The 24,211-nt window shown below is 74.6% G+C and carries 26 protein-coding genes; 6 read left to right on the top strand and 20 right to left on the bottom strand.

What is annotated here, in order from left to right:
* Positions 1-75 precede the first annotated feature (75 nt).
* The 5 genes from ppk2 to ACH9EU_RS01730 all read right to left on the bottom strand — a co-directional run bounded on the left by ppk2 (position 76) and on the right by ACH9EU_RS01730 (position 3,538).
* Positions 76-1,011: a polyphosphate kinase 2 gene (gene ppk2, locus ACH9EU_RS01710; RefSeq protein WP_396412202.1), complete on the bottom strand. Its 936-nt coding sequence runs from the start codon at positions 1,009-1,011 to the stop codon at positions 76-78.
* Between the two features lie 173 nt (positions 1,012-1,184).
* Positions 1,185-1,547, bottom strand: coding sequence for a YciI family protein (locus ACH9EU_RS01715; RefSeq protein ID WP_396412203.1), 363 nt, complete (start codon positions 1,545-1,547; stop codon positions 1,185-1,187).
* A 35-nt stretch (positions 1,548-1,582) separates the two neighbouring features.
* Complete coding sequence (locus ACH9EU_RS01720; protein WP_396412204.1) at positions 1,583-1,708, bottom strand: hypothetical protein; 126 nt, start codon at positions 1,706-1,708, stop codon at positions 1,583-1,585.
* A 43-nt stretch (positions 1,709-1,751) separates the two neighbouring features.
* Positions 1,752-2,291, bottom strand: a complete 540-nt coding sequence (locus ACH9EU_RS01725) for a hypothetical protein (protein ID WP_396412205.1) — start codon at positions 2,289-2,291, stop codon at positions 1,752-1,754.
* Positions 2,292-2,398: 107 nt separating this feature from the next.
* Positions 2,399-3,538 carry an SLAC1 family transporter gene (locus ACH9EU_RS01730; RefSeq protein ID WP_396412206.1) on the bottom strand — a complete coding sequence of 380 codons (1,140 nt, stop codon included), beginning with the start codon at positions 3,536-3,538 and terminating at the stop codon, positions 2,399-2,401.
* 91 nt (positions 3,539-3,629) lie between these two features.
* Between ACH9EU_RS01730 and ACH9EU_RS01735 the strand changes: the two genes are divergently transcribed.
* Together ACH9EU_RS01735 and ACH9EU_RS01740 are read left to right on the top strand one after the other, a co-directional pair.
* The gene (locus ACH9EU_RS01735) at positions 3,630-4,544 is read left to right on the top strand and encodes a LysR substrate-binding domain-containing protein (protein WP_396412207.1); all 915 of its coding nucleotides are present in this window, start codon (positions 3,630-3,632) and stop codon (positions 4,542-4,544) included.
* Positions 4,545-4,616: 72 nt separating this feature from the next.
* On the top strand, positions 4,617-5,258 hold the full coding sequence (locus ACH9EU_RS01740) for a hypothetical protein (protein WP_396412208.1): 642 nt from the start codon (positions 4,617-4,619) through the stop codon (positions 5,256-5,258).
* A gap of 20 nt (positions 5,259-5,278) precedes the next feature.
* Here ACH9EU_RS01740 and ACH9EU_RS01745 read toward each other — a convergent pair whose 3' ends face one another.
* From ACH9EU_RS01745 to sigK, 8 genes are all read right to left on the bottom strand, one after another.
* Positions 5,279-6,022: an ABC transporter permease gene (locus ACH9EU_RS01745; protein WP_396412209.1), complete on the bottom strand. Its 744-nt coding sequence runs from the start codon at positions 6,020-6,022 to the stop codon at positions 5,279-5,281.
* A 54-nt stretch (positions 6,023-6,076) separates the two neighbouring features.
* Positions 6,077-6,451, bottom strand: a complete 375-nt coding sequence (locus ACH9EU_RS01750; RefSeq protein WP_396412210.1) for an SDR family oxidoreductase — start codon at positions 6,449-6,451, stop codon at positions 6,077-6,079.
* Between the two features lie 146 nt (positions 6,452-6,597).
* The gene (locus ACH9EU_RS01755; RefSeq protein ID WP_396412211.1) at positions 6,598-7,539 is read right to left on the bottom strand and encodes a hypothetical protein; all 942 of its coding nucleotides are present in this window, start codon (positions 7,537-7,539) and stop codon (positions 6,598-6,600) included.
* A gap of 84 nt (positions 7,540-7,623) precedes the next feature.
* Entirely contained in the window at positions 7,624-8,526 is a 903-nt protein-coding gene (locus ACH9EU_RS01760) for a hypothetical protein (protein WP_396412212.1), read from the bottom strand.
* A complete protein-coding gene (locus tag ACH9EU_RS01765; RefSeq protein WP_396412213.1) occupies positions 8,523-9,263 on the bottom strand; it encodes an aldolase/citrate lyase family protein in 741 nt (246 codons plus the stop codon). Before ACH9EU_RS01765 ends, ACH9EU_RS01760 begins: the two co-directional genes overlap by 4 nt.
* Positions 9,264-9,267: 4 nt before the next feature.
* Positions 9,268-9,978, bottom strand: a complete 711-nt coding sequence (locus ACH9EU_RS01770; protein ID WP_396412214.1) for a Pr6Pr family membrane protein — start codon at positions 9,976-9,978, stop codon at positions 9,268-9,270.
* A gap of 76 nt (positions 9,979-10,054) precedes the next feature.
* Entirely contained in the window at positions 10,055-10,870 is an 816-nt protein-coding gene (locus tag ACH9EU_RS01775) for an anti-sigma factor (protein WP_396412215.1), read from the bottom strand.
* On the bottom strand, positions 10,867-11,469 hold the full coding sequence (gene sigK / locus ACH9EU_RS01780; protein WP_396412216.1) for an ECF RNA polymerase sigma factor SigK: 603 nt from the start codon (positions 11,467-11,469) through the stop codon (positions 10,867-10,869). Before sigK ends, ACH9EU_RS01775 begins: the two co-directional genes overlap by 4 nt.
* A gap of 281 nt (positions 11,470-11,750) precedes the next feature.
* On the opposite strand from sigK, the gene ACH9EU_RS01785 reads away from it, so the two are divergent.
* On the top strand, positions 11,751-12,527 hold the full coding sequence (locus ACH9EU_RS01785; protein WP_396412217.1) for a hypothetical protein: 777 nt from the start codon (positions 11,751-11,753) through the stop codon (positions 12,525-12,527).
* A gap of 21 nt (positions 12,528-12,548) precedes the next feature.
* On the top strand, positions 12,549-13,238 hold the full coding sequence (locus ACH9EU_RS01790) for a class F sortase (protein WP_396412218.1): 690 nt from the start codon (positions 12,549-12,551) through the stop codon (positions 13,236-13,238).
* Between the two features lie 193 nt (positions 13,239-13,431).
* Here ACH9EU_RS01790 and ACH9EU_RS01795 read toward each other — a convergent pair whose 3' ends face one another.
* The 6 genes from ACH9EU_RS01795 to ACH9EU_RS01820 all read right to left on the bottom strand — a co-directional run bounded on the left by ACH9EU_RS01795 (position 13,432) and on the right by ACH9EU_RS01820 (position 20,196).
* Positions 13,432-13,791 carry an Rv0909 family putative TA system antitoxin gene (locus tag ACH9EU_RS01795; RefSeq protein WP_396412219.1) on the bottom strand — a complete coding sequence of 120 codons (360 nt, stop codon included), beginning with the start codon at positions 13,789-13,791 and terminating at the stop codon, positions 13,432-13,434.
* A 94-nt stretch (positions 13,792-13,885) separates the two neighbouring features.
* Positions 13,886-15,094: an FAD-binding protein gene (locus ACH9EU_RS01800; protein WP_396412237.1), complete on the bottom strand. Its 1,209-nt coding sequence runs from the start codon at positions 15,092-15,094 to the stop codon at positions 13,886-13,888.
* A gap of 309 nt (positions 15,095-15,403) precedes the next feature.
* On the bottom strand, positions 15,404-16,954 hold the full coding sequence (locus ACH9EU_RS01805) for an FGGY family carbohydrate kinase (RefSeq protein ID WP_396412220.1): 1,551 nt from the start codon (positions 16,952-16,954) through the stop codon (positions 15,404-15,406).
* Entirely contained in the window at positions 16,954-17,976 is a 1,023-nt protein-coding gene (locus ACH9EU_RS01810; RefSeq protein ID WP_396412221.1) for a zinc-binding dehydrogenase, read from the bottom strand. The genes ACH9EU_RS01805 and ACH9EU_RS01810 overlap by 1 nt, the downstream gene beginning before the upstream one ends.
* Before the next feature lie 64 nt (positions 17,977-18,040).
* Positions 18,041-18,817 (bottom strand): SDR family oxidoreductase, encoded by a 777-nt coding sequence (locus tag ACH9EU_RS01815; RefSeq protein WP_396412222.1) that lies wholly within the window; start codon positions 18,815-18,817, stop codon positions 18,041-18,043.
* Positions 18,817-20,196, bottom strand: a complete 1,380-nt coding sequence (locus ACH9EU_RS01820; protein ID WP_396412223.1) for a GntT/GntP/DsdX family permease — start codon at positions 20,194-20,196, stop codon at positions 18,817-18,819. The genes ACH9EU_RS01815 and ACH9EU_RS01820 overlap by 1 nt, the downstream gene beginning before the upstream one ends.
* Before the next feature lie 142 nt (positions 20,197-20,338).
* Here ACH9EU_RS01820 and ACH9EU_RS01825 point away from each other — a divergent pair, with 142 nt between their 5' ends.
* Both ACH9EU_RS01825 and ACH9EU_RS01830 read left to right on the top strand, forming a co-directional pair.
* Entirely contained in the window at positions 20,339-21,157 is an 819-nt protein-coding gene (locus ACH9EU_RS01825) for an FCD domain-containing protein (protein ID WP_396412224.1), read from the top strand.
* Positions 21,154-21,645 (top strand): deaminase, encoded by a 492-nt coding sequence (locus ACH9EU_RS01830; RefSeq protein ID WP_396412225.1) that lies wholly within the window; start codon positions 21,154-21,156, stop codon positions 21,643-21,645. Before ACH9EU_RS01825 ends, ACH9EU_RS01830 begins: the two co-directional genes overlap by 4 nt.
* 28 nt (positions 21,646-21,673) lie before the next feature.
* On the opposite strand, the gene uvrA is transcribed toward ACH9EU_RS01830, so the two are convergent.
* Positions 21,674-24,199, bottom strand: coding sequence for an excinuclease ABC subunit UvrA (gene uvrA / locus ACH9EU_RS01835; RefSeq protein ID WP_396412226.1), 2,526 nt, complete (start codon positions 24,197-24,199; stop codon positions 21,674-21,676).
* Positions 24,200-24,211 lie beyond the last annotated feature (12 nt).

Raw genomic sequence — 24,211 nt, forward strand, 5'->3', positions numbered from 1 at the left:
CCGGGCCGGCCGTGCCGTGGCGTCGAGCGCGTCCCCTCGACGGCCCGGGGGTCGGGACGTGCCCGCCGGAGGACGTCAGTCCCCGACCGCCTCGCGGCCGCGGTGCACGATCAGGGGGTCCGCCGGACGCACCACATCGGGATCCTTGTCCTCGTAGTCGAACTGGTCCAGGAAGAAGCGGAGGGCGTTGATCCGTGCCCGCTTCTTGTCGTTGGACTTGATCGAGATCCACGGGGCGTGGTCGGTGTCGGTGCGCAGGAACATCTCCTCCTTCGCCTCCGTGTAGTCCTCCCACCGGTCCAGCGAGGCCAGGTCGTTGGGCGAGAGCTTCCAGCGGCGCACCGGGTCGATCTGCCGGATCGCGAACCGGGTGCGCTGCTCCTGCTGGGTGACGGAGAACCAGAGCTTCGTCAGGTGGATCCCCGAGTCCACGAGCATCTGCTCGAAGACCGGGGCCTGGGCCATGAACGTCCCGTACTCCTCCGGGGTGCAGAAGCCCATCACCGGCTCCACGACAGCACGGTTGTACCAGGACCGGTCGAAGAGCACGATCTCCCCGGCCGTGGGCAGGTGGCGGACGTAGCGCTGGAAGTACCACTGCCCCGCCTCGCGGTCCGAGGGACGGGTCAACGCCACCACCCGTGCCGCCCGCGGGTTGAGGTACTCGGTGAAGCGCTTGATCGTCCCGCCCTTGCCGGCCGCGTCCCGGCCCTCGAAGACGACCACGTGCTTGAGGTCGCGGTCCTGGCCCCAGTACTGGAACTTCAGCAGCTCGATCTGCAGTTTGTACTTCTCCAGCTCGTACTCGTCGCGGGTCATCAGCTCGTCGTAGGGATAGTCCTCCCGCCAGGTCTCCACCGCCGAGGCCCCGGGATCGATGAGGTCCGGGTCCTCCTCGTGCCCGTGGGGCACCGTGTATCCCATCTCCGTCAGGTGGTCGATGAACTCCCGCAGGTTCTCCCGCACCGCCCACTGGTCGGTGGGCATCCACTGCCGTCTGCCGTCGGGCATCTCGGCTCCTCCTCACGCCGGGGTTGCCCGGCAACGGTGTCGGAGGGCGGCCTTCCCGGAACGGCCGCCCCGATGGGGCCGGCCCCGTCCACGCCGGCCCGCTGCTGCGGGAACCATCCTGTCCTCACCCGTGACCGGACGGTGGGTGAACGCCGTCGCGCCCGCCCGGCCGGCTACGGCAGGTGCTCGTCCGGCTCCCCCTGGAACTCGCGCACCTCCACGGGCAGGGTCGTGGCCCGCGCCAGCTTCCGGCCCCACTCGATGGCGGCGTCGTAGTCGGGCGCCGCCACGATGCAGATCCCGCCCGCGTGCTCGTCCTCCCGCTCGTACGGTCCGTCCGTGGTGACGACGTCGCCGCCGTGGAAACGCACGACCACGGAGGCCTCGGCACGATCCAGGCCCCCGGCGAAGACCCAGGCGCCGGCGGCCTTGAGCTCCTCGTTGAAGGCGGCGACGTCGCGCATCACCGGTTCAAGGACGGCAGGGTCGGCGGGGCCGCCGTCGGGCTGTTCGATGCTGAGCAGGTAGTGCTTCATGGGGAGCCTTCCTGGGCGTCGGTGGTGCTCGGAGTCTACGGTTGCGGGGGTCCCCCGAAATAGACCTGGACGTCCACCACGCGTCCGTTGCGCACCGTGATCGCCTCCATGTTCTGGAACGTGCCGCCGGAGACCAGCTCGCAGCGGTAGCGCACGAACACCAGACCGGTCTCCGGGACCGCCGCGCCGCGCCTCGGCCCGGGTCTAGTCGATCTCCACGACGGTGACGGGCAGGGGCAGCGCCCCGTCCTCCAGGAGGACCGCCTCGGCGAACGTCACCCCGTCCGCCTCGCCGCGGAAGCGGCAGGCGCGCACCGTCGTCCCGCCCTCGGTCGCGACCAGGGTCCAGTGCCTGCCACGGCCGTCGACGGCGTGGGCCTGGTGCTCGGCGTCGGTGCCGCCCTCCGCGGCGGCGAACCGGCTCCGGTAGGCCGCCAGTTCCTCGGAAGTGTGCAGCACCGAGCAGGTCACCTGCGTCTCGTCGTGGACGGTGACGGGAGGGGCGACCGGGGCCGCGACGCGGAAGGGGGGCCGGATGACGTCGAGCACGGCCCGCTTCCCGGCGCCGTGCCGGCCGCGCAGCCAGGGGCGTCCGTCCTCGTCCAGGTACCCCTCGTGCTCGGTCCCGTGCGGGTGGTAGCAGACGAACTCGGGACCGGGCAGACGTGCGGCGAGACCGTCGAGCTCCTCGGCCGTCTCCACGTCGAGGACCCGGGTGATCGGCGGCAGCGGGACGAGTTCCACGGGGGCCTCCTGTCGGACGGGCGGAACGGTTCTCGCTCACGCTACGGCCACGGCGGATCCCGCGGAAGAGCGATCTCCGGACGGCTCCGATCAGCGACCGGTCCCGGTCAGCGACCTGGGAGCCAGGACCGCACGGAGCGGACGAGGCACAGGGCCACCGTTCCGGCCAGGCAGGCGCAGAGCACGGCGGAGACCGCCACCAGCCACGGGAGGTCGAAGGCCGTGCCGAACGCGAAGGCGCCCAGGCTCATCGTCCCCACCGGAAAGGTGAAGCTCCACCACCCCGGGCCGAAGACCATGCCCCGGCGCAGCGCCCGGACCGTGACCCCCAGCGCGAGCACCCCCGCCGCGGCGCCCAGACCCAGGGCCAGAGCGCTGTGGACGGCCACGGGCCCGCCCAGCGCGGCGAGCAGCGCCGGCGGGGTCACGCCGTCGGCCGCGACGAGCAGGAAGTTCGCGGCGGCGGTGGACTGCCCCGCGACGCCCAGCGGGATCCAGACGGCGGCCGAGCCCTGCAGCGGCGGCTCGTGGCCGCGCAGGAGCCGGCCGTAGGCCAGCGCGAAGACGGCCGTGCCGAGCCCCAGGGCGAGCAGGAACAGGGCGGCGCAGACCAGCAGCATCGCGGTGGCGGCGCGGGGCGGCAGCGTTCCGGCCAGCACTCCTCCGCCTGCCGCCGAGACCATGGGCGGGACCACGGGCAGCCCCCACAGGAACGTGGGCCGGCCGCGCACGGCGGGCGCCGCCGCCAGCAGCCGGACGGGGTGGACCAGGGCCGTGAACACGCCGAGGAGCGTGCCCACGGTCCACAGGGTCCAGGCCGCGGCCGTGGCCGGCTCCGGGGCGTGGCGCCCGGCCACGGCGAGCGTCGCCGAGCCCACGGCCAGGAGGCCCATCGCGAGGGTCCCGTAGAAGGGGAAGACCGCCAGGTCGGCGACCGAGGCCCGGAACCGGTCGGGGCTCCGGAGGGCGGAGCGCACGAACGCCGTGCCGACCACCGCGAGCACGGCCCACGCGAGCAGCAGCACCGCGAGGGACACCGCGTGCAGCACCGGGACCGCGGGCGCGAACTGCTCGGTGCACGTGGCGAGGATGCCCGTCCCCATGGCCGCGGGGAACCACTGTGGCCCCACGTGCCGGGCGGCGGCGGCCGGGTGTGCGGCCGGGTGTGCGGCCGGGTGTGCGGCGTACTCCGCCGCCGGGGGCGCCGAGGAGAGGGCGGCGGCGGGGCGGGCGGCGGTCGTGGTCATGCTCCCCAGCGTGCTCGTCGCCCGGGCCGGCCGGTAGACGGCAGGAACGGGTGAACCCACAACCACTGATTGTGACGGCGGAGGTGGCATCATGGCGGGCATGCCGATCTCCGCCCGCCTGCCCGCCCTCGACGAGCTGGAGACCGCGCACCTGGCCGCACGCCTGGGCAGTGTGGGGGCGGCGGCCCGCGCCCTGGGGATCAGCCAGCAGGCGGCGAGCCGGCGGATCCGCGCGGTCGAAACGCGCCTGGGTCTGGCCCTGTTCGCCCGCTCCCCGCGCGGGGTGACGACCACCGCGCGCGGCGCGCCGGTCATGGAGTGGATCGGGGACCTGCTGCGGGCCGCGGAGAACCTCTCGGAGGGTGTCGCCACGGTGGCGGGCCGCGGGCACGCGACCGTCGCCACGTCGATGACCGTCGCCGAGTACGTGCTCCCGGCGTGGATCATGGCCCTGCGCGTGCGCCACCCGGAGCTCGAGGTCTCGGTGACCACCGGCAACTCGGCGGAGGTGATCGCCGCCGTGCTCTCGGACGAGGTGCAGCTCGGCTTCGTGGAGGGACCCGCGGTCCCCTCCACGCTGGAACGCCTGCCCTTCGCCGAGGACGAGCTCGTGCTGGTGGTTCCGCCGGGGCACCCCTGGGCACGGCGCACGGGCATCCCGCCGGAGGAGCTGCGGCGGACCCCGCTCGTGCTGCGCGAGGCGGGATCGGGGACCAGGCAGACCCTCGAGGCGGCGCTGCCCGGGCTCGTCCCGCCGCTGGTGGAGCTCGGGACCACGGCCGCGGTGAAGGCGGCCGCCCTGGCAGGGAACCGGCCGACCGTGCTCTCGCGCCTGGCGGTGCGCCACGAGCTCGACGACGGCCGCCTCGTGGCCGTTCCCGTCGAGGGCCTGGATCTGACCCGGTCCCTGCAGGTGGTCCGCCGTCCCGACCGCCCCGTGCGCGGCGCGGCCGCGGAACTGCTCGACGTCGTGCTGCGGCACGGAGGGGCCGGGCGTCGCTGCTGATCCCCCGCCGTGCGCGATCATGGGGAGTCCGAGGGAGCGCGCCATGAGCCTCCCCGCGCACCAGGAGGAACCGTGCCCAAGAGCAAGCCCCGCAAGAAGGCCGCCGCCAAGAAGAAGCAGCAGCGGCGGCAGTTCCACGCCGCGGCGGCCCCCCGTGAGCTCGACGTGGATGCCGCCTTGCAGGGCACGTGGGACGACGACGCCCACGAGCTGCTCGTGGCCCGCGGGTGGGTGGCCTACCGGGACCTCGAGATGGACCAGCTCGGCGACGGCTGGGAGTGGCTGCCGTCCCAGCTGCCGCTGGACGCCGGAGTGGGCGGCGAACCCTCCCCCACCACGGTGTTCGCGGCGGCGGAGGGCGGCTTCGACGTCGAGCTGGCGACGGGCAACGGGACCGTGGGCGCCGACCGGGCCGGCCACTACGACACCCTCGACGACCTGGCCGCGGGACTGGGCGCGCTGGAGGCCTGGCGCGTGCCCGCCGGCGAGTACGTCCTGCCCGAGGTCCCCAGCTTCTCCGCGGACACCCCGTGGGAGATCTGCCAGCTGTGGACGGGCGGGATGATCGACCACTGGGAACTCGCGGCCGACCTGATCCACTTCCCGTACGAGCAGCTGCCGGAGTCGCAGGGCTTCGCGGCGGTCGAGCGAGCACACCGGGTGGGCCTGCTCCCCACCGCCCTGTACGAGGCGGTCCGCGCCGGTCGGCGCTGACCCCTTGCCGGCGGTCCGGGTCACTCGGTCGGCACGGTGCGAGCCTTGCCCAGGACCTCGGTGAGGCCCACGGCCACGAGCGCTCCGGCGGCCAGGATGCTCGCCAGGACGACGAGCTGGAACCGGCCGGCCTCCAGGGGCGAGGCCCCGGCGAACACGGCGCCCACGAAGGCCCCGGGCAGGACCACCATGCCGGTGGTGCGCGTCTGGTCCACCGACGGGACGAGCGCCTCGGCGACCGCCTGACGGGCGATCCCGAGCGTCGACCGCCGCGGCGTGGCCCCGAGGGCGAGCCAGCCCTCCACCTCGTCCCTCCGCTCCACGACGTCGGCCCGGAACCGTCGCCCGGTCAGAGTGGCGATGCTCATGGTGTTGCCGATCACGATGCCCCCGACGGCCAGGACGTTCTGCGGCGCCGTGGCGACGGCCCCGCTGAGGAAGACGATGGCCAGGGTGGTCCCGGCCGCGGCCACCATGACGATCCCCAGCCGGAGCAGGGTGCGTGCCCCGGCGTGCAGGCGAGCTCCCGCGGTGAGGACCGCCGCCACCAGCATCACGGCGAGCGCGACCCACACCCAGGCGAGCCGCTCGATCACCGAGGAGAGCACCAGGCTCAGCGCGGCCAGCTGCGCGGCGGCGCGCAGCACGGCGAGCGCCGGGGCGAACCGGTGCGGCACGCCGCGCACGGTCAGGGCCGCGGCGGTGACGGCGACGAGGACGCTGATGCCCAGCAGCGTCGGCAGGACGGTCCCGGTCCACGTCATGCGGCGAGTGTACGGCCGCCCGTCACGGGGTCGGGGCGTTCACCACGCCGGTGCTCACGCGGCCGTCCATCCTCCGTCGACCATGAGGGAAGAGCCGGTCACCATGTCCGACCAATCGGAGGCGAGGTACAGCACGGCACCCACGACGTCCCCGACGGGTCCGAAGCGGCCCATGGGCATCCGGCCGAGCAGCTCCTCCTTCGTCGCCGGATCGTCCAGCGCCACCCGCACGTGCTCCGCGATCGTGCGCAGGTCGCCGAGTCCCAGCCGGTAGCTGCCGGTCGTGAGCAGATCGTGCGTGGAGACGGTCAGTTCCCCGTAGTGGGACCGGGCGACGTCGGCGGCGGTGTCCGTCGCGACCGCTCCCCGGTGGCCCGAGGAGCGCGAGGCGATGGTGCCGCCTGTGCCGAACAGCTGGATGTGGGCCACGCTCTGCCTCCTGGGTGGCGCCCGTCAGTGCGGTCGGGGGCCCGACGACCGTCGGGACGAACCCCGTCCCTGCCGACGACCGTAGGCGAGGATCCGGTCCGCCCGCCACCCGGGACCCGGAGCCCCGGTGCTCGCACGGACCTCCGTCACGACCGGGGCAGTGCCTGCCCGTCCCGCACGGTGTCCGACGGCGCCCGGCCGGAGAGACCCAGGAGCTGCCCCACCTCGCGGTAGTGGCTGGTGGAGATGATGTGGAACCCGGTCTCGACCGCCCGGCGGTAGTAGTGCACGTCCAGGACGTCCTGCGGCAGGTTCTCGTCGTAGCGGCGCAGCTCCAGGCGCATCGGCACGTTCCACGCCAGCATCTGCAGGCTGGTCTCCATCTCCGGGACGTAGTGGCCCGCGAACCCGACGACGCGGTCGAGGTCGGGCACCTCACGGCGGATGTCGTCGGCCGTGGCCAGGCCGTCGGGGTGGGTGGGGACGAAGTAGACGAGGTCCGGGGCGATCCGCCGGTAGACGGCCAGCTCGGTGAGCCCGTTGACGCCGACGACGACCTGCGCCTCGGCCCGGTGGGCGCGCACCTGGTCGACGACCATCTCCGGGCGGACGTTCTTCACGTCCAGCCACAGCAGCGCCCCGGCCCGCACCGCCCAGTAGAGGTAGTCCCCCACCTCGCGCACGGAGTACTCGGTGACCTCCCCGTAGTTGTCCACGAGACGCTGCTCGAGCACGTAGTCAGCCGACTGCTCGCTCACGGGTCCGGCGCCGGTGCTCTGGGTCCCCATCACGGCCTCGTGCAGGACCACGCAGCGGTCGTCGACGGTGGCGCGCAGGTCGATCTCGATGATCGTGCGCACCCCCGTGGCCAGGGCGTTCTGGGCCGACTCGAGGGCCGAGCCCGGCCAGCGGCCGTCGGGGCGGTAGCCCGCGCGGCCGGCCACCAGCACGGGGCCGGTGGCTGCCAGCCGGTCCTGGCGCAGGTGGGCGGCCAGTGCGGCCGGTGACTCGAAGTGGATCGACCGGTCCGTCCGCGGCTGGGCGGCCTGGCGGTCCAGCGGTTCCGGACGGCGGAAATCGTTCGGCATGAGAACTCCTGGGGGGACGGGAGCGAAACGGGGCCGCGGGGGGACGGCCGTTGCGTGCGGTGGGGGAACCGCGCGCTCACGAGCTCAGGGACCCTCGGTCACCTGTGCCTGCCACAACTTTCGCACGTCCGGGGCCGAATAGGTGGCCGCGATCTGCATGTCGTTGCCGCCGCGGAGCACATTGGTGGTCCGGAGGCCCCCGAAGAGCGTTCTGGGGATCGGCCGGTACGCGGTGTGGCCGTCGGTGACGGGCCGCGTCCGCGCGCCGTGGCGGAGCGCCACGGCGTGCAGCCACACGTCGTCGGCCCGCGGGGCGCACGCCGCGAAACCGGTCCCGGCCTCCCGCAGCGCGTCGAGCAGGTGCGCGGGGTACAGCACCCCCGAGGTGCCCGTGGCGAAGGTGCGGAAGGAGGCCCCGGCCCTCGCACCGGGGGTCCACGTGGCGTAGGGCATGATCCGGCCCGCCTCGAGGCGGATGCTGTGGGCCCGGTGGGCCACGACGTCGCAGGGGTGCCGCTCGTGGACGGCCAGCAGCTCCTCGAGCCAGGTCTCCCCGTAGAGGACGTCGTCGTCCGCGATGACCAGCGGCAGCTCGTGCCGGTCGAGGGACCGGACGTACGGGTAGTACTTCTTGTGGGGACCCCAGTCCTCCGTGGCCCGGATCTCCAGGCCCCGGCGGACGAGCCGCGCCAGGGGCGGGGGCGGGTCGGCCACCACGGCGACGTCGTCGAGCCACAGGATCAGCCGCCGGGGGCGGACCCTGCCGCACGCCATCGACTCCACCGCCAGGTGGACCGCTCGGATCCTGTCCCCGTAGGAGGTGAGGCTCACGGTGACGGGCGCGTCGCCCGTCACCGAGTCCGTCGAGAAGCGGTTCCGGAAACGGAAGTACAGGGCGCTGCGGCTGGTGCGGAAGGAGCGCAGCCAGGCGCGCACCAGCTCCCGGGACAGCGCCCAGCGCAGGGGGTGCGGCCGGCCGGACCTCATGCCGGGCCGGGCGGTGCCGCGCGTGCCGCCTCGCTCCCCAGCCGGAGGACCCCGGAGTCGGTCGCCACCGCGATCCAGCAGGCGCCCTGGGCCCGCAGCGCCGCGGAGCGCTCCGGGGAGCCGCCGTAGGCGCCCAGGAGGACCCCGGCCTCCCGGCAGGCGCGCGCGATCCTGGGCAGCGGGGCCCCCTCGGAGGTGTCGGCGAGCAGGTCGTCGACGTCGCGGCCCAGCGCCAGCGCGAGGTCGAACGGCCCCACGAAGACCATGTCCAGGTGCGGCGTCGCGGCGATCGACGCGGCCTCCGCCAGGGCGCGGCCGGTCTCGATCATGACCGCGCACAGGGGACGTGGCGGGGTGGCGGCCCCGGCGCCGTGGGCACCGGGCAGGAAGCCCCAGCTGCGGGTGCCCAGCGGCGGGTGGTGCGCGGCGGCGACCGCCGCCGCGGCCTGCGACGCGTCCTCCACCAGGGGCACGATCACCCCGTCGGCACCTGCGTCGAGGGCCCGTCCGATCAGTGCGGGGTCGTCGGCGCCGACCCGGACGAGCACCGGCACCGTCGGCGTGTGGCGGAGGGCGAGGAACCGTCGCACGGCGGCGTCGTCGAAGTGCCCGTGCTGGGCGTCGAGGCCCACCCAGTGGAAGCCGCAGCGTTCGAGTTCGAGCGTCGTCCGGGCCTCCCCCAGCGTCGCCCACACCCCGGCGCGCACCGCGCCCCCCGCAGGAGATCCGTCCGTCATGCACTCATTCTGGCAGTGATCCTCCGCCGGTGGCGGCGCGCCGGGCGCGCGAGACGGCCACGACGAGACATGCCGCGACCGTGACCCCGGCGGCGAGGGCACCGATCCATGCCATAACGGACATATACCCGTTGTCGGAGGCATAGGGGTCGAGGAAGGGGTAGGGGTACCAGTACGGGGCGCCGGTGGACTCGTCCAGCACGTGGGGTGCCCGCAGCAGGGTGTAGCCGGCCCACAGCACCGGGTAGAGCACGATCCACCCGACGGTCCGCCACCGGATCGGAGTCCGGCCCGGGGCCAGGAGCCAGTCGAGCACCGCGTAGGCCGGAGCCAGCAGGTGCAGCACCTCGTTGGACCACGGCTGCTCCAGCCCCGGCGGCAGCGGGATGCTCCGCAGCACCGCGTTGTAGACCGAGCCGGTGATGACGGCGTAGGAGGTGGCCGCGGCCCGCAGGCCCGTGTACCAGCGGGGGTCAGGCCCCCGGCGCCCGAGGAGCAGCCCCGCGCCGACGGCGAGGACCACGGCGTGGAGGACGGACGTCTGGATCGTGAAGTAGCTGAAGAAGTTGACGACGTCCACGGGGATGTCGCGGTCCCCCCGCTCGGCCCAGAACCGCAGGCTCACCCGCAGCTGGCCGGCAACGGCGGCGACCACGGCCAGGGCCGCGACCGCGCGGACCGCGGCGACGATTCCTCTGGCGCCCGTCCGGTTCACGACGTCCTCCCCTCCACGCCGTCATGCGTCGCCCGGGTCGGCGCCCTGTCCCGGCGCCCGGGCCGTGCGCGCCCGGTCAGATCTCCGCGGCGGTGAGCACCGGCAGCGTGGGGGCCTCGGACCCGCCGGCGGGCTCGACCGTCATGGCCACGGCCTCGGCCTGCCGCACGTCGCCCTCGAGCCAGACCCGCACCTGCCCGCCCCCGAAGTGCACGTCCGGGACCGGGGTGTCGTCCTGCATCAGCCACAGCTGGTACTCCTGGTCCTCGCCCGGTCCGGGCAGGCCGGAGGCGACGAACATGGCCGCGTCCTCCTGTTCGGAGACGACGAGCGTGGCCGGGTTCCCGTCGACCTCGAGCCGGTGGGTCCTGACGTCGGGCGCGCCCAGGAGGCGGTTCTGCCGTTCCTGCTCCTGCGCGAGGACCTGCTGCTGCTCGCGCTGCTCCGTCTGCGCCCCGAGGACCCAGCCGCCCAGGGCCGCTCCGGGGACGAGCACCGCTGCCGCGGCGGCGGCCAGCCACCGGGTCCGGGGACGGCGCCGCCCCGCGAGGGACACCACCGCGGCCCCGGACGGCTCGGCGGGCCCGGCGTGGTCACCGGCCCCGGGTCCCGGCTCGCCCGTCGCCGCGGCATCCGGCCGGGTGCCGCGCACGGCCGCGAGCACGTCCTCCCGCAGCTGCGGCGGCGGCTCCGCGGCCGCGGCGGCGGCCAGCCGCCCGCCGACCTCTCCGAACGCGGCCACGTCCTCGCGACACGGCGCGCATCGGCTCAGATGCGCCTCGAACGTCTGCCGCTCCCCGGGCTCGAGGGCGTCCACGGCGTAGAGCGCCGCGTTCGCGTGGATGTCGTCGTCGCCCCCGGCCTCCCAGGGATGGTTGCCCCTCGTGTTCACCGCTGCACCCCCAATGCTGTTCGCAGGCCGTTGAGACCGTCACGGATCCGTGCCTTCGCGGTCCCCAGCGGCACGGCCAGGTGCTCGGCGACCTGGCGGTGACTGTACCCCCGGTAGTAGACGAGGCGGACGGCCTCCCGCTGGAGTTCGGTGAGCCGCTCGAGGCCGGCCCGGACCTCCTGGGAGTCCAGGGACTGCTCGACCTCGCTCCACGTCTCGTCCGCCGGCGTCAGCCCCTGGCGCGCCTCGTACTGCTCGTCGCGGACCCGTTCGCGCTGGCTCTGCCGGATCCGGTCGACGGCGCGGCGGTGGGCCATGGTGCACAGCCAGGCGAGGGCCGTGCCCCGCTCCGGGTCGAAGCGTCCGGACTGCTGCCAGGCCATGAGGTAGACCTCCTGGGCGACCTCCGCGGCCAGCTCCGGGGACCGGGCCAGCCGCACCACGAGCCCGTAGACCGTCGACGACGTCGCGTCGTAGAACGCGGCGAAGGCGGCCTCGTCCCCGGCGGCGCTGCGGCGCAGCAGCTCGGCCAGCCGCTCGGCGCTCCGGGCGGGCTCGTCGGAGGTGCCGGTCTCCCGGCCGGTCATTCCGTCACTCACGTGGTCTCGCTGTTCGTCAGGAGAGCAGAGCCTCGCCGGCAGGGACGAGGACAGTCCTGTCCTGCACCCTGCCACATCCGGCGGACGCGGCGCCGTCGACACTCCCTGGCTCACCATGCCTCCGGTTCGTCACCGCACCCCTGCCGGACGTGCGCGACACCCGTCACAAGTTTTTTCGATCCGCACCCGTCCGGCGGGACGCACCGTGGCGAACTCCCCGTGCACACACCGACAGTGCGCACCAGGCACGACCCCCGGCACGACCACAGGAGAGATCTCTGATGAACAAGGCAGCATTCCTGGCAGTTCCCGCCCTCACCCTCGGCGCCCTGAGCATGGCAGCGGCCCCCGCGATGGCCGACCAGGGCGAGATGTGGTCCTCCCAGGCCACCCTCAGCCCCCTCAACAACTCCGGCACCTCCGGTGGGGCCATGGTCGATGTCCACGGCAACGAGGCCACCGTCTCGATGAACGTGAGTGGCGCGGCCGAGACCTTCATGGACGGCCCGTTCCCCCACGCCCAGCACATCCACTCGGGCGAGGAGGCCGCCGCCGAGTGCCCCACGCCCGCAGCTGACGCCGACGGTGACGGAGTGGTCAACACCAGCGAGGGCCTCCCCTCCTACGGCGGCATCGTCACGTCCCTGACGACCGAGGGCGACGTCAGCGCCGACTCCGGCCTGGCCGTGGACCGGTTCCCGGGTGGAGGCGCGTACGCCTACGAGCGGACCTTCGAGCTCAACGCCGAGACCAGCCAGGCCCTGAAGGACGGCACCGCCGTCGTCGTGGTCCACGGCGTGGACCCGGCCAGGATGCCGGCGGCCGCGGCGGAGAAGATGAGCGACCTGGATCCGTCCCTGCCCGCGGCCGCAACCCTGCCGGCCGCGTGCGGCGTGCTGACCGCCTCCCAGATGGGCGCGATGCCCGAGGGCGGCGCCGACACCGGTGTGACCCAGGAGACCGGTTCCACCGCCCAGGCCGCGGTCCTCGGCGGCGGGCTGCTGGCCGCCGCAGCCGGTGGCGCCTGGGCCCTGCGCCGTCGGTTCGCTCGGGCCTGATCCGACGGGACGGTTCCTGCCATGACGGGATCGACGACCGGCCGCCGCGCGGGCCTCACGGCCCTCGCGGCGGCCGCCGTCCTGTTCGCCTCCGGCTGCGCCGGCCCGGACGACGGCAGCGCCCCGACGGCGTCCGGCATCGCGACATCCTCCGGCCCGGCGCCGGGCCCGGAGAGCCCGGCGACCACGGCCGCTTCCACGAGCTCACCATCGGACGCGACCCGGACCCCTGCGCCGGCTTCAGCTCCGTCGGCGATGGAAGCCTCCGACCCGGCCTCCCTGTTCGTCCCGGGGACCGGCACCCGCTCCGAACTGCTGCACCTGGGCCTGCGGGACGACGGGTCCCTGCAGGTGCCGCCCGAAGGGCCCGGCTCCCCCGCGAGCTGGTACACCGGGTCCCCGGCGCCGGGCGAACCCGGGCCGGCGGTGCTGCTCGGCCACGTCAACGCCACCGGCGGCGGACCCGGCGTCTTCGCGGACCTGCGGCAGCTGACCCCCGGGGACAGGATCGAGGTCGCGCGGGAGGACGGGACCACGGTCGTCTTCGTCGTCGAGCGCGCGGAGCAGTACGTCAAGGACGACTTCCCCACCCTCGAGGTCTACGGGAACACCGAGGGCGCCGAGCTCCGGCTCATCACGTGCGACGGCTACGACCCGGCCACCGGGGAGTTCGACGACAACTACGTGGTGTACGCGACGCTGGGGTCCTGACGAGCGGCCGGCACCAGGTGTGGCCCTTTAGATAACGATTGTGTAACGTAAACGGGCGAGGACATCCCCGAGTCCTCGACAGCCCGCCGTTGCCCCCGCGCGGCGGCGCCACGGCCCCGGCCCGTCTCTCCCGACGGATCACCGGGGCCGTTCGGCGTGCCCGCTGCCCGGTGACACCACCCGGGGACGGAGTTCAGGGACGGGGACGCTGGTCCGGCCCGCCGGGCATTCCGTCGGTGCCCGGAGTTCCGCCCGGGGTTCCGCCGGGGGACTGGCCCCCGGGGGCCTGGCCGGGCCCGTCGGCAGTCCCGGGCTCGCCCGGCCGGTCGCCCGGGCGAGCGACGCGCCCCTCACCGGTCCCGGTCCCGCCCGTGCTGCGCTCCCCGCCGAGGAAGTGCCGCGCCTTCTGCTGGACCGTGTCCACGTGGCGCCCGTACTTGCGGCCGGTGCGCCGGTCCACGAAGTCGCCGGCCCGGTCCAGGGCCCGCTCCACCTTGTCCGGGTTGCTCCGGGCGAACTGCCGGGCCTTGTCCGTGAGCCTCTTGAAGTCCATGACGACCCCTCCTTCTGCGTGTGGTCGCCGCCGCGAGGGTGCGGCGGCGCTGCCCGGAGTCCATCATGCCCGGCTGCGGGCCGCCTGGACGGCCTCAGCCCCCCTGGCCCACCACGTGCTGGAAGCGCAGCAGGTTGTCCGGGTCGTAGAGCGCCTTCGCCTTCACCAGGCGAGCGTAGACGTCCTCGGACCAGGCGCGGGCGTGCTCGGTCTCCCCGCCGGGCACACCGTGCATGTTCACGAAGGCCCGCCCGGTGGACCACGGCGCCATGGCGCGCAGGATCTCGGCCAGCGCGGGGGGCGTCGCCGCCGCCACGTGCGGGGCGAGCCACCCGATCATCTCCAGGAAGAACGCGGCGTCCCGCCCGGAGACGGCGTCCGCCATGCCGTCGGAGCGTGCGAACGCCCCGCCCATCAACCGGATCCCCACCTCCGGCAGCGGGCAGCCGCTGCCGGGTCCGGCCCGCTGCAGGAGGGCCGCCACGGCCGCCGCGTCGAAGTCCCGAAGGAACTCCCCCGTCAGCACGTAGAGTCCCGGCCGGGTCGCGTCCATGTGCACCCGGTCGATGTCCCGGTAGTCCATCGGGCCCACTGCGTCCAGCAGCGGCCGGGAGACCTCCCGCATGGGCTCCAGCGCCGCCGCCCCCTCCGCGGCCCCGCCCACCCAGCAGAACCGCAGGTGAACCAGCAGCTGGTGGTTCAGCTGCTCGGGAACGATGGGGTCGTGCGGCATCCAGCGCAGGGCCACGGAGGTCGAGGCGCTCTCGGGCAGGCCGGGCGCCCACCGGCTGAACGCACTGAGCACCTCCAGTGCGTCGCGGCCGGGGTAGAAGATGCCGCCGCCGTAGAGCTGCTCGAGCCGGACCAGGCCGAGGGTCATGGAGGTCACCACCCCGAGGTTTCCCTTGCCGCCGCGCAGCAGGGCGAACAGCTCGGGCTCGTGCCGGGCGTCCACGTGGCGCAGGCGCCCGTCCGGGGTGACGACGTCGAGCCCGCGCAGGTGGTCCGCCGCGAAGCCGAAGACCCGGCCGAGCACCGGCAGCCCGCCGCCCAGCGTGTAGCCGACGGCCCCGGCGTCGCTGGCCGAGCCGTTGAGGACGGCCAGACCGTGCGGTGCGACCTCGTCGATCACCCTGCGCCAGCGCACCCCCGCCCCGATCCGTGCCACGCGGTGCCGGGGGTCGACCTCCAGCTCCTGCATCCGGCCGGTGGTGAGGAGCAGGCCGCCCTCCATCGGCAGGTCCGCGCCGTGGCCGGTGGACTGGACCCCCACGGGCTCCCGGTGGGCGGCGGCCCACTGCATGGCGGCCACGACGTCGTGGGNCGCCCACGACCACGTCCGGGTGGTGGACGCTGGCCAGGTTGAACCCCGAGCTCTCCTCGGCGAAGCCGTCGTCCTCCGGCAGCAGGACCGGTCCGCGCACCCGCTGGTGGAGTTCCTCCACGTCGGTTCTCGAGACCATAGCCGGCCCCCTCCGCGCCGATGATCCGAACGGTCGCGCGGACCGGGCGGATCCGCGCGGACTGCCGCACGTGTGCATTCTCTCACGCACAGCCGCCCGCGGAACCCCTGCATGCAGGATGGTCGACCCCGTGACGGGAGCGGGCCGGCTCAGTCCCGTTCGAGCGGCAGCGCGGGAGCGAGGCGCCGCAAGGAGGTGAAGGTCGGCACGAGCGCCTCGTAGAGCTGTTCGAACACCGGCTGCAGGGCCGCGTGGACGGCCGCGTCGGCCGGGTCCGGCCGCAGGGTCGAGTCGACCTCCACGAGGTCCGCGGCCACGTCGATCGACTCGATGAGCCCGAGCGCCTCCATCCCCAGCAGGGCCGCCCCGAAGCCGGATCCGTCACGGCCCTGGGCGAAGGAGATGTCCGTGCCCAGCACGTCGGCGAGCATCTGGCGCCACAGATTGCTGCGCGCGAAACCGCCGGTGGCGCGGATCTGCTCCACGGCCAGCCCCGCCGACCGCATGGACCGCAGGACGAGTCCGAGCTGCTGGCAGACTCCCTCCAGGGCGGCCCGGACGAGGTGCTCACGCCGGTGGGCGCGCGTCAGCCCCACATAGGCGGCCTTGGGCAGGGAGCTCCAGTGCGGGGCGCGCTCGCTGAGCAGGTAGGGCAGCATCAGCAGCCCGCCCGAGCCGGCGGGGACGCTCGCGGCGAGCGCGACCAGCGCCTCCTCGGGCTCCTCCCCCAGGTCGGGGGCGAGGGCGTCGCCGGCCCAGCCCAGGACAACTCCCCCGTTGTTGATGGCTCCGCCCACCACCCAGCGCCCCGGTGTCAGGGCGTAGCAGAAGACCCGGCCCAGCGGGTCCACCACCGGGCGGTCGACGACGACGCGCAGCGCTCCGCTCGTGCCGATGGAGCAGGCGGCCACCCCGGGCCGGACCGCGCCCAGCCCGAGGTTGGCCAGGGGTCCGTCGCCGGCACCCACCACCACGGGCGTCGCGGCGGGGAGCCCGGTGGCGCGGGCGCTCTCCCGGGTGAGCCCCGGCAGGACGGTGGTCGTGGGCACGAGCTCGGGCAGCTGCTCGGGGAGGATGCCGGCGTGGGCCAGGGCCTCGCCGTCCCACGCGAGCTCGTGGATGTTCATGAGGCCCGTGGCCGAGGCCACGGAGTGGTCGACGACGAGCGCGTTGCACAGCCGCAGCAGCACGAACTCCTTGATGCCCACCCAGAACGCCACGCGCTCGCACAGCTTGGGCTCCTGCTCGTGGAACCAGACGAGCTTGGTGAGCGGGGACATCGGGTGGACGGGGGTTCCGGTGCGCCGGTGCAGCGCGAGCCCGCCCACGCTCGCGCGCAGCCGCTCCGCCTGGGTGCCGGCGCGCGTGTCCGCCCAGGTGACGAGCGGGGTGAGGGGCCGTTCCTCCGGGGAGAGGCCGAGGAGGCTGTGCATCGCGGAGCTGAAGGACAGCCCGGCCACGCGGTGGGCCCCCACCTCCTCGACCACGGCGCGCACGCCGTCCAGCACGGCCCCGAAGATCAGCTGCGGGTCCTGCACGGCGTGCCCCGGGTGGGGCTCCTCGAGGGGATAGCCGTTCGAGACCCAGGCGAGCTGCTCACCGGCGGCGGTGAAGGCCACGACCTTGGTCGCGGTGGTGCCGATGTCGACGCCGACGACGACGTCGGCCTGCCCCTGGCCGGCCGGCCCCTGCCCGGCCATCAGCGCCGGTCCTCGTGCCACAGGGAGACGAGGACCTTCCCGGAGGAGGCCGCGTCACGGGCCGCGGCGAAGGCCTCGGCGGCCCGGTCCGCGGGGACGACGTGGGTGATCACGTCCTCGATCCCCGGGCGGGCCGCGAGCAGCTCGACCGCCTCGTCGATCTCGTCGTCGAACCGGAAGGACCCGCGCAGCTGGAGCTCCTTGGAGACCAGCGGGGCCAGGTTCACGGGCCGGGCCTCGTCCGGCACCATGCCCACCTGCACCACCACGCCTCCGCGGCGCGCGGCGGCCAGCGCTGGGCTCACGGCCGCCGGCACGCCGGAGCACTCCAGCACCACGTCGAAGGCCTCCGTGGGGAGCTGCTGCGCCCCGACGCGCACGGTCCCGTGCACGCCGAGCGCCCGTGCCCGTTCCAGGGGTCCCTCGAGGACGTCCGTGCAGACGACCTGCGAGGCCCCGCGGGCCAGCGCCGCGGCGGCGCTCAGCAGCCCGATCGGCCCCGACCCGGAGACGAGGACGCGCTCGCCGGCGACGCCCCCGGCCACGGCGATCCCGTGCAGGGCCACGGCGAGCGGCTCGGCGAGCGCGGCGCGGCGCAGCGGCACGCCCTCCGGCAGCACGCGCACCATGTCCCGGCGCACCAGCAGGTGCTCGCTCATCCCGCCCTGGGTGTGCGGCCGGGTGGAGGCGCTGCCGAGGTAGGCCCCGCCGGGCCACAGGTGGCGCCGGCCCTCGAGTCCGGGCGCGGGCGTGCCGAACGTGGCCGGGTGGACCGTCACCGGGGTGCCCGGCGCGAGCTCCCCGGAGGGGTCGAGGTCCACCGTGCCGGAGACCTCGTGGCCGGGCACGAGCGGCTCCCGGAGCACGTACTCGCCGTTGGCCCCCTCGGCCCAGTAGTGCAGGTCGGACCCGCACACCCCGCCGTAGGCGATCCGGAGCCGGACCTGCCCCACGGCGGGCTCGGGCGTGGGCACCTCCTCGACGCGCAGGTCCTGCTTGCCGTGGATCACGACGGCTCTCATGGGTTCTCCTCCGGATGGGTGCGGGCCGGCTCGCGGTGCGGGACGGCCGGGGGTGCGGGACGGCTCAGACGACGGAGGTCATGCCGCCGTCGACGAGGACGTTCTGCCCCGACACGTAGCTGGAGGCGTCCGAGCACAGGTACACGAGCGTGCCCACGAGCTCCTCGACACGCCCCCAGCGCCGGGCCGGGGTGCGGTCGACGACCCAGGCGCTGAACGCCTCGTCCTCGACCAGGGCCCGGTTCATCTCCGTGGCGAAGTAGCCGGGGGAGATGGCGTTGACCTGGATGCCGTACCCGGCGAGGTCCGCGGCCATGCCCTTGGTGAGCATGACGACCCCGCCCTTGGTCGCCGAGTACGGGGCGATGGTCCGGCGGGCGAGCACGGACTGCACCGAGCCGATGTTCACGATCTTCCCCGAGCCCCGCTCCTGCATCCCCGGCACCACGGCCCGGGAGACGTGGAAGACGCTCGAGAGGTTCGCCGCGACCACGTCGTCCCAGTCCTGGCTCGTGAACTCGGCGAACGGCGCGCGGCGCTGGATGCCGGCGTTGTTGACCAGGATGTCCGGGACCCCGTGCTCGGCCACGACCGCGTCCACGCCCGCCCGCACGGCGTCCCCGTCGGTCAGGTCGAAGGCCGCCGTGGCCGGGACGGTCCCCAGCGCCTCGGCGATCTCGTCCCGGACCCGGGCGAGGGCACCGGCGTCGCGCCCGTGCAGGACCACGCGGGCGCCGGCCGCGGCCAGGCCCGTGGCCAGCGCCCGCCCCAGCCCCCGGGAGGACCCGGTGACCAGGGCGAGCCGGCCGCTGATGTCGAAGAGGCTGCTCGGGGCGTGCATCAGGCGATGTAGAAGATCGCGAGGACGATGACGAAGCCGGCCACGGACTCGAGGGCCTGCTGGACCGTCCACGTCTTCAGGGTGGTCTTGACGTCCATGCCCATGAGCCGGCCCACGAGCCAGAACCCGGAGTCGTTGACGTGGCTGGCGAACACGGAGCCCGCGGCGGTGGCCAGGACCACGGCCGCGACCTCGATCGCGTTGAAGTCGCCGGCGGCCACGGCCGGTGCCATGAGGCCCGCGGCGGTCACGAGGGCGACGGTCGCGGAGCCCTGGGCCAGGCGCAGGACGACGGCGATGAGGTACGCGGCGAAGATGACCGGCAGGCCGATGCCGTCCAGCGAGGAGGCCAGGGCGTCACCGATGCCGGAGGCGCGCAGGATGCCGCCGAACATGCCACCGGCGCCGGTGATGAGGATGACGGAGGCCACCGGGCCCAGGGAGGAGTCGATGACCTTCTCCAGGGCGGTGCCGTGCTCGCCGCGGCGGGTGCCGAGGACGAACAGGGCCACGATCACGGAGATGAGCAGGGCGACCGGGGACGCGCCGATGGTGACGAGGGCGGGGTACCAGGGGGCCTCCTCGGAGACCGCGCCGGCCGCACGGAGGAAGTCCAGGCCGGTGTTCATGAAGATGAGCACGAGCGGCAGGAGCAGGAGGGCGATGATCGTGCCGACGCGCGGCGGGTTGGCCGGCTGGTCGGGGTCGACACCGCCGAAGAACGCGGGCACGGGGAGGACGTACTTGCTGCCCACGCGCTTTCCCCACAGGTACGCCGAGACGTACCAGAGCGGGAAGGCCAGCAGCAGGCCGATCAGCAGGACCACGCCGAGGTTGGCGCCGTAGAGCTCGGTGGCGGCCACCGGACCGGGGTGCGGCGGCACGAAGACGTGCATGACCGAGAACGCACCCGCGGCGGGGATGCCGTAGAGGAGCACGTTGGTGCCGCTGACCCGGCGGGCGACGGCGAAGATGATCGGCAGCATGACCACGAGGCCGGCGTCGAAGAAGATCGGGAAGCCCATGATCAGGGAGGCGATGCCGAGCCCGAAGGGCGCGCGCTTCTCCCCGAAGACGTCCACGAGCTTGTCCGCGAGCACCCGGGCACCACCGCTGTGCTCCACGAGCTTGCCGAGCATGGCGCCCAGGCCGATCAGCAGGGCCACCGAGCCGAGCGTGGAGCCGAAGGCGCCCACCGCGGTCTCGAGGATCAGTTCGGGCGGGATGCCCGTGGCAACCGCGGTCAGCAGCGCCACGAGGATCAGGGTGAGGAAGGCGTGCAGCTTGAACTTGATCACCAGGATCAGGATCAGCGCGATCGCGGCCGCTGCGATGCCGAGCAGCGGCGCGGTGCCGAGTGTTTGTGTCCAGTCTTCCACTGAGGGCCTCCGATGGTCTCTTGCCCGGGAACGGGCACCGCGGTTTCGTTGTGACCCACGGCACGCGCTAGGCTCGCAGAAAGATCATACTTTTGGCAAGACGGGCGGGTCACAGAGGCCGCATACCCGGACGGAGGCGCGGATGCACGGAGTGGAGCAGCACGGCGGGGTGCTCGACCGCCTCGGCGAGAGCATCGCCTCGGGCGCGCGTCCCCCCGGCACGGTACTGACCCTCGCGGGCCTCGAGGAGGAGTTCGGGGTCTCGCGCACCCTCGTGCGCGAGGTGGTCCGTGTCCTGGAGTCCATGGGGATGCTCGCCTCGCGGCGCCGGGTGGGCGTCACCGTGCGCCCGCCGGAGGAGTGGAACCCCTTCGACCCCCGGGTCATCCGGTGGCGGCTGGGCGGGCCCGGCCGGGACGCGCAGCTGCTGAGCCTCACGGAGCTGCGGGCGGCGATCGAGCCCGTGGCGGCACGGCTGGCCGCCGTGCGGGCCGACGAGCCCGCGCGGCGGCGCCTCGTGGCCCTGGCGGCGCGGCTCCGGGAACTGGGCGAGGCCGGGCGGGGCACGGACCCCGAGTACCTGGACACCGACGTCAGCTACCACTCCCTCCTGCTGGAGGCGAGCGGGAACCCGATGCTCGCGGCCCTGGGCGACGTGGTGGCCGAGGTGCTCTCCGGCCGCACGGCGCTGGGGCTCATGCCGCAGGAGCCGGCTCCGGGGGCGCTCGAGGACCACGAGGCCACGGCCGCCGCCGTGGCCCGCGGGGACGCGCCCACGGCCGAACGACGGGCGCGCGCCGTCGTGGCCGAGGTGCTCGAGGAGGTCGTGGAGGGATCGGGGAGCACCCGGGGGTCCGGTCGGACACCCCCGGAGCAGGACCCGCCCCCGGGCCGCCGGACCCGCGGCCGAGGAGCGCCACTGCCGCGCACGGGCGACTGCGCCCAGGGTTGTGGCCCATGAGCATCTCGCAGACCGACCGCGACCACCTGCGCCGGTGCGTGGACCTGGCACGGTCCGCCCTCGAGGCCGGCGACGAGCCGTTCGGCTCCGTGCTGGTCTCCGCCGAGGGGGAGGTCCTCGTCGAGGACCGCAACCGGGTGGCCGGCGGGGACGCGACCCGCCATCCGGAGTTCGAGATCGCCCGCTGGGCCGCCGCCCACCTGGACCCGGGCCGGCGCGCCGCCGCGACCGTCTACACGTCGGGGGAGCACTGTCCCATGTGTGCGGCCGCGCACGCCTGGGTGGGGCTGGGCCGCGTCGTGTACGCGTCCTCGACCGCGCAGCTGGGCGACTGGCTTCGCGAGCTCGGCCTGCCGCCCGCTCCCGTCGCGGCCCTGCCGATCCCGCAGGTCGCCCCCGGCGTGCCCGTGGACGGGCCGTGCCCCGACCTGGCGCCGGAGGTGCGCGAGCTGCACCGCGCCCGTGCGGCGCGGGAGCGCCGGGGCTGACCGGAGCGCCCCGCCGGCCCGACGTCCGTCAGGCCCGGTGCGCCAGTGCCGCCGCCAGGTAGGGCGCCGTCCGACTCGCCCGGCAGCCGGCCACGTCCGCGGGGGTGCCCTCGGACACGACCCGGCCACCGGCACCGCCCCCGGACGGACCCATGTCGATGACCCAGTCGGCCTGCGCCACCACGGACATGTCGTGCTCCACGACCACCACCGTGCTGCCGGCGTCCACCAGCCGCTGCAGCTGGCGCATCAGCAGCTCGACGTCCTGGGGGTGCAGGCCGGTGGTCGGCTCGTCCAGGAGGTAGAGCGTGCGGCCCCGGCGGGCCCGCTGCAGCTCGGTGGCGAGCTTGATCCGCTGCGCCTCCCCGCCGGAGAGCTCGGTCGCGGGCTGGCCGAGCCGGAGGTAGCCGAGCCCGACGTCCAGCAGGGCCCGCAGGCTGCGCCCGGCGGCCGGGACGTCCGCGAGGACGTCCACCGCCGTCTCCACCCGCAGGTCCAGGACGTCGGCGATGCTCCTGCCCCCGCGGACGATCTCCAGCGTCCCGGGGTTGTAGCGCGCGCCGCGGCAGTCCGGGCAGGGCCCGTAGGTGCCGGGGAGGAACAGCAGCTCCACGGCGAGGAACCCTTCGCCCTGGCACGTCTCGCAGCGGCCGCCGGCCACGTTGAAGGAGAAGCGGCCGGGGCCCCAGCCGCGGGCCCGCGCCTCGTCGGTGGCGGCGTAGAGCTTGCGCACCGCGTCGAAGAGCCCGGTGTAGGTGGCCAGGTTGGAGCGCGGGGTGCGGCCGATGGGCCGCTGGTCCACCCGGATCAGCCGGTCCAGGTGGTCGAGGCCCGCCACGCCGCCCACTGCCGACGCGGCGGAACCGGGCGCGGCCGGATCGGCGTCGACGTCGTCGGCGGTCCCGCCCTGCACGTGCCTGCCGACGGCCTCCGCGAGGACCTGGCTGACCAGGGTGGACTTCCCCGATCCGGACACGCCCGTGACGGCGGTCAGCACGCCCAGCGGGACCTCGACGTCGAGGCCGGCGAGGTTGTGCCGGGTGATCCCGGTCAGTCGCAGCCGGTGCTCGGCGGTCCGTGGCGCGCGCCGCGGCGTCGTGCCGGCACCGCCGTCGGCGGCGAGGAGGAAGGGCCGCGTGGCCGACTCCGGCACGTCCTCCAGCCCGGCCGGCGGCCCGCTGTAGAGCACCCGGCCGCCGCGGTCCCCCGCCTGGGGACCGACGTCCACGACCCAGTCGGCGCGACGGACCACGGCCATGTCGTGCTCGACCACGAACACCGAGTTGCCCGCGTCCTTCAGGTCCTCGAGCACCGCCAGGAGCGGCTCGGCGTCCGCCGGGTGCAGTCCCGCGGAGGGCTCGTCGAGGACGTAGACGACCCCGAACAGCCCGGAGCGCAGCTGGGTGGCGATGCGCAGCCGCTGCAGCTCCCCCGGGGAGAGCGTGGGCGCCGCACGGTCCAGGCTCAGGTAGCCGAGGCCGAGGTCCAGGAGGACCTGCAGGCGGGAGGCCAGGTCCCGGGCGATGGTCACGGCGGCCTCGCTCCGTTCGCCCGTGGCCTCCTCGCCGGCGCGCGGCAGGCCGGCGGTCGGGCGCACCACGTCGGCGAGCTCCTCCAGGGGCGCCCGGTTGAGCTCCGCGATGCTCCGTCCCGAGAACGACACGGCGAGCGCCTCGGGCCGCAGGCCGCTGCCGCGGCAGCTCCGGCACGGGCCCGTGACCACGAACCGCAGGGCACGCTCGCGCATCGGCCGGCTGGCGGACTCGGCGAGGGTGCGCAGGACGTGGCCGCGGGCGCTGCGGAACCGCCCCTTGTAGGGGCGGGCGTCCTTCTCCCGCAGCGGGGTCACGTCGACCACGGGCTCCTCCTCGGTGAACAGGATCCAGTCGCGCAGCTCGCGGGGCAGCTCGCGCCAGGGGGCGTCGACGTCGTGCCCCAGGTGCACGAGGATGTCCTGCAGGTTCTTGCCCTGCCAGGCCCCCGGCCACGCCGCCACGGCGCCGTCCCGGATGCTGAGCCGCGGGTCGGGCACCAGTGAGTCCTCGGTGACGTCGTGCACGGTGCCCAGACCGGAGCACTCGGGGCACGCGCCGGCGGCGGTGTTGGCAGAGAACGCGTCGGACTCCAGGCGGTCGGGGGCGTCCGCGGGGTACGTCCCGGCCCGGGAGAAGAGCATGCGCACCGAGTTGGACAGCGTGGTGAGCGTGCCGACCGTGGAGCGGGCGCCGGGCGTGCCGCGCCGCTGCTGCAGGGCGACGGCCGGTGGCAGGCCGGTGATCTCCTCCACGGCGGGCGAGTGGCCCTGCTGGATGAGGCGCCGGGCGTACGGGGCCACGGACTCCAGATACCGCCGCTGCGCCTCGGCCCAGACGGTGCCGAAGGCCAGCGAGGACTTCCCGGACCCGGAGACCCCGGTGAAGGCGACGACCGCGTCGCGGGGGATGTCCACGTCCACGTGGCGCAGATTGTTCTCGGAGGCCCCGCGGACGCGGACCATGCCGCGGCGCACGTCGTCGGGGGCGTCGGGAGGGGAGGTCTCGGGATCGGGGCTCATCGCGCCCACCCT

The sequence above is a fragment of the Kocuria rhizosphaerae genome, from assembly GCF_044462265.1.
GTDB lineage: Bacteria > Actinomycetota > Actinomycetes > Actinomycetales > Micrococcaceae > Kocuria > Kocuria rhizosphaerae.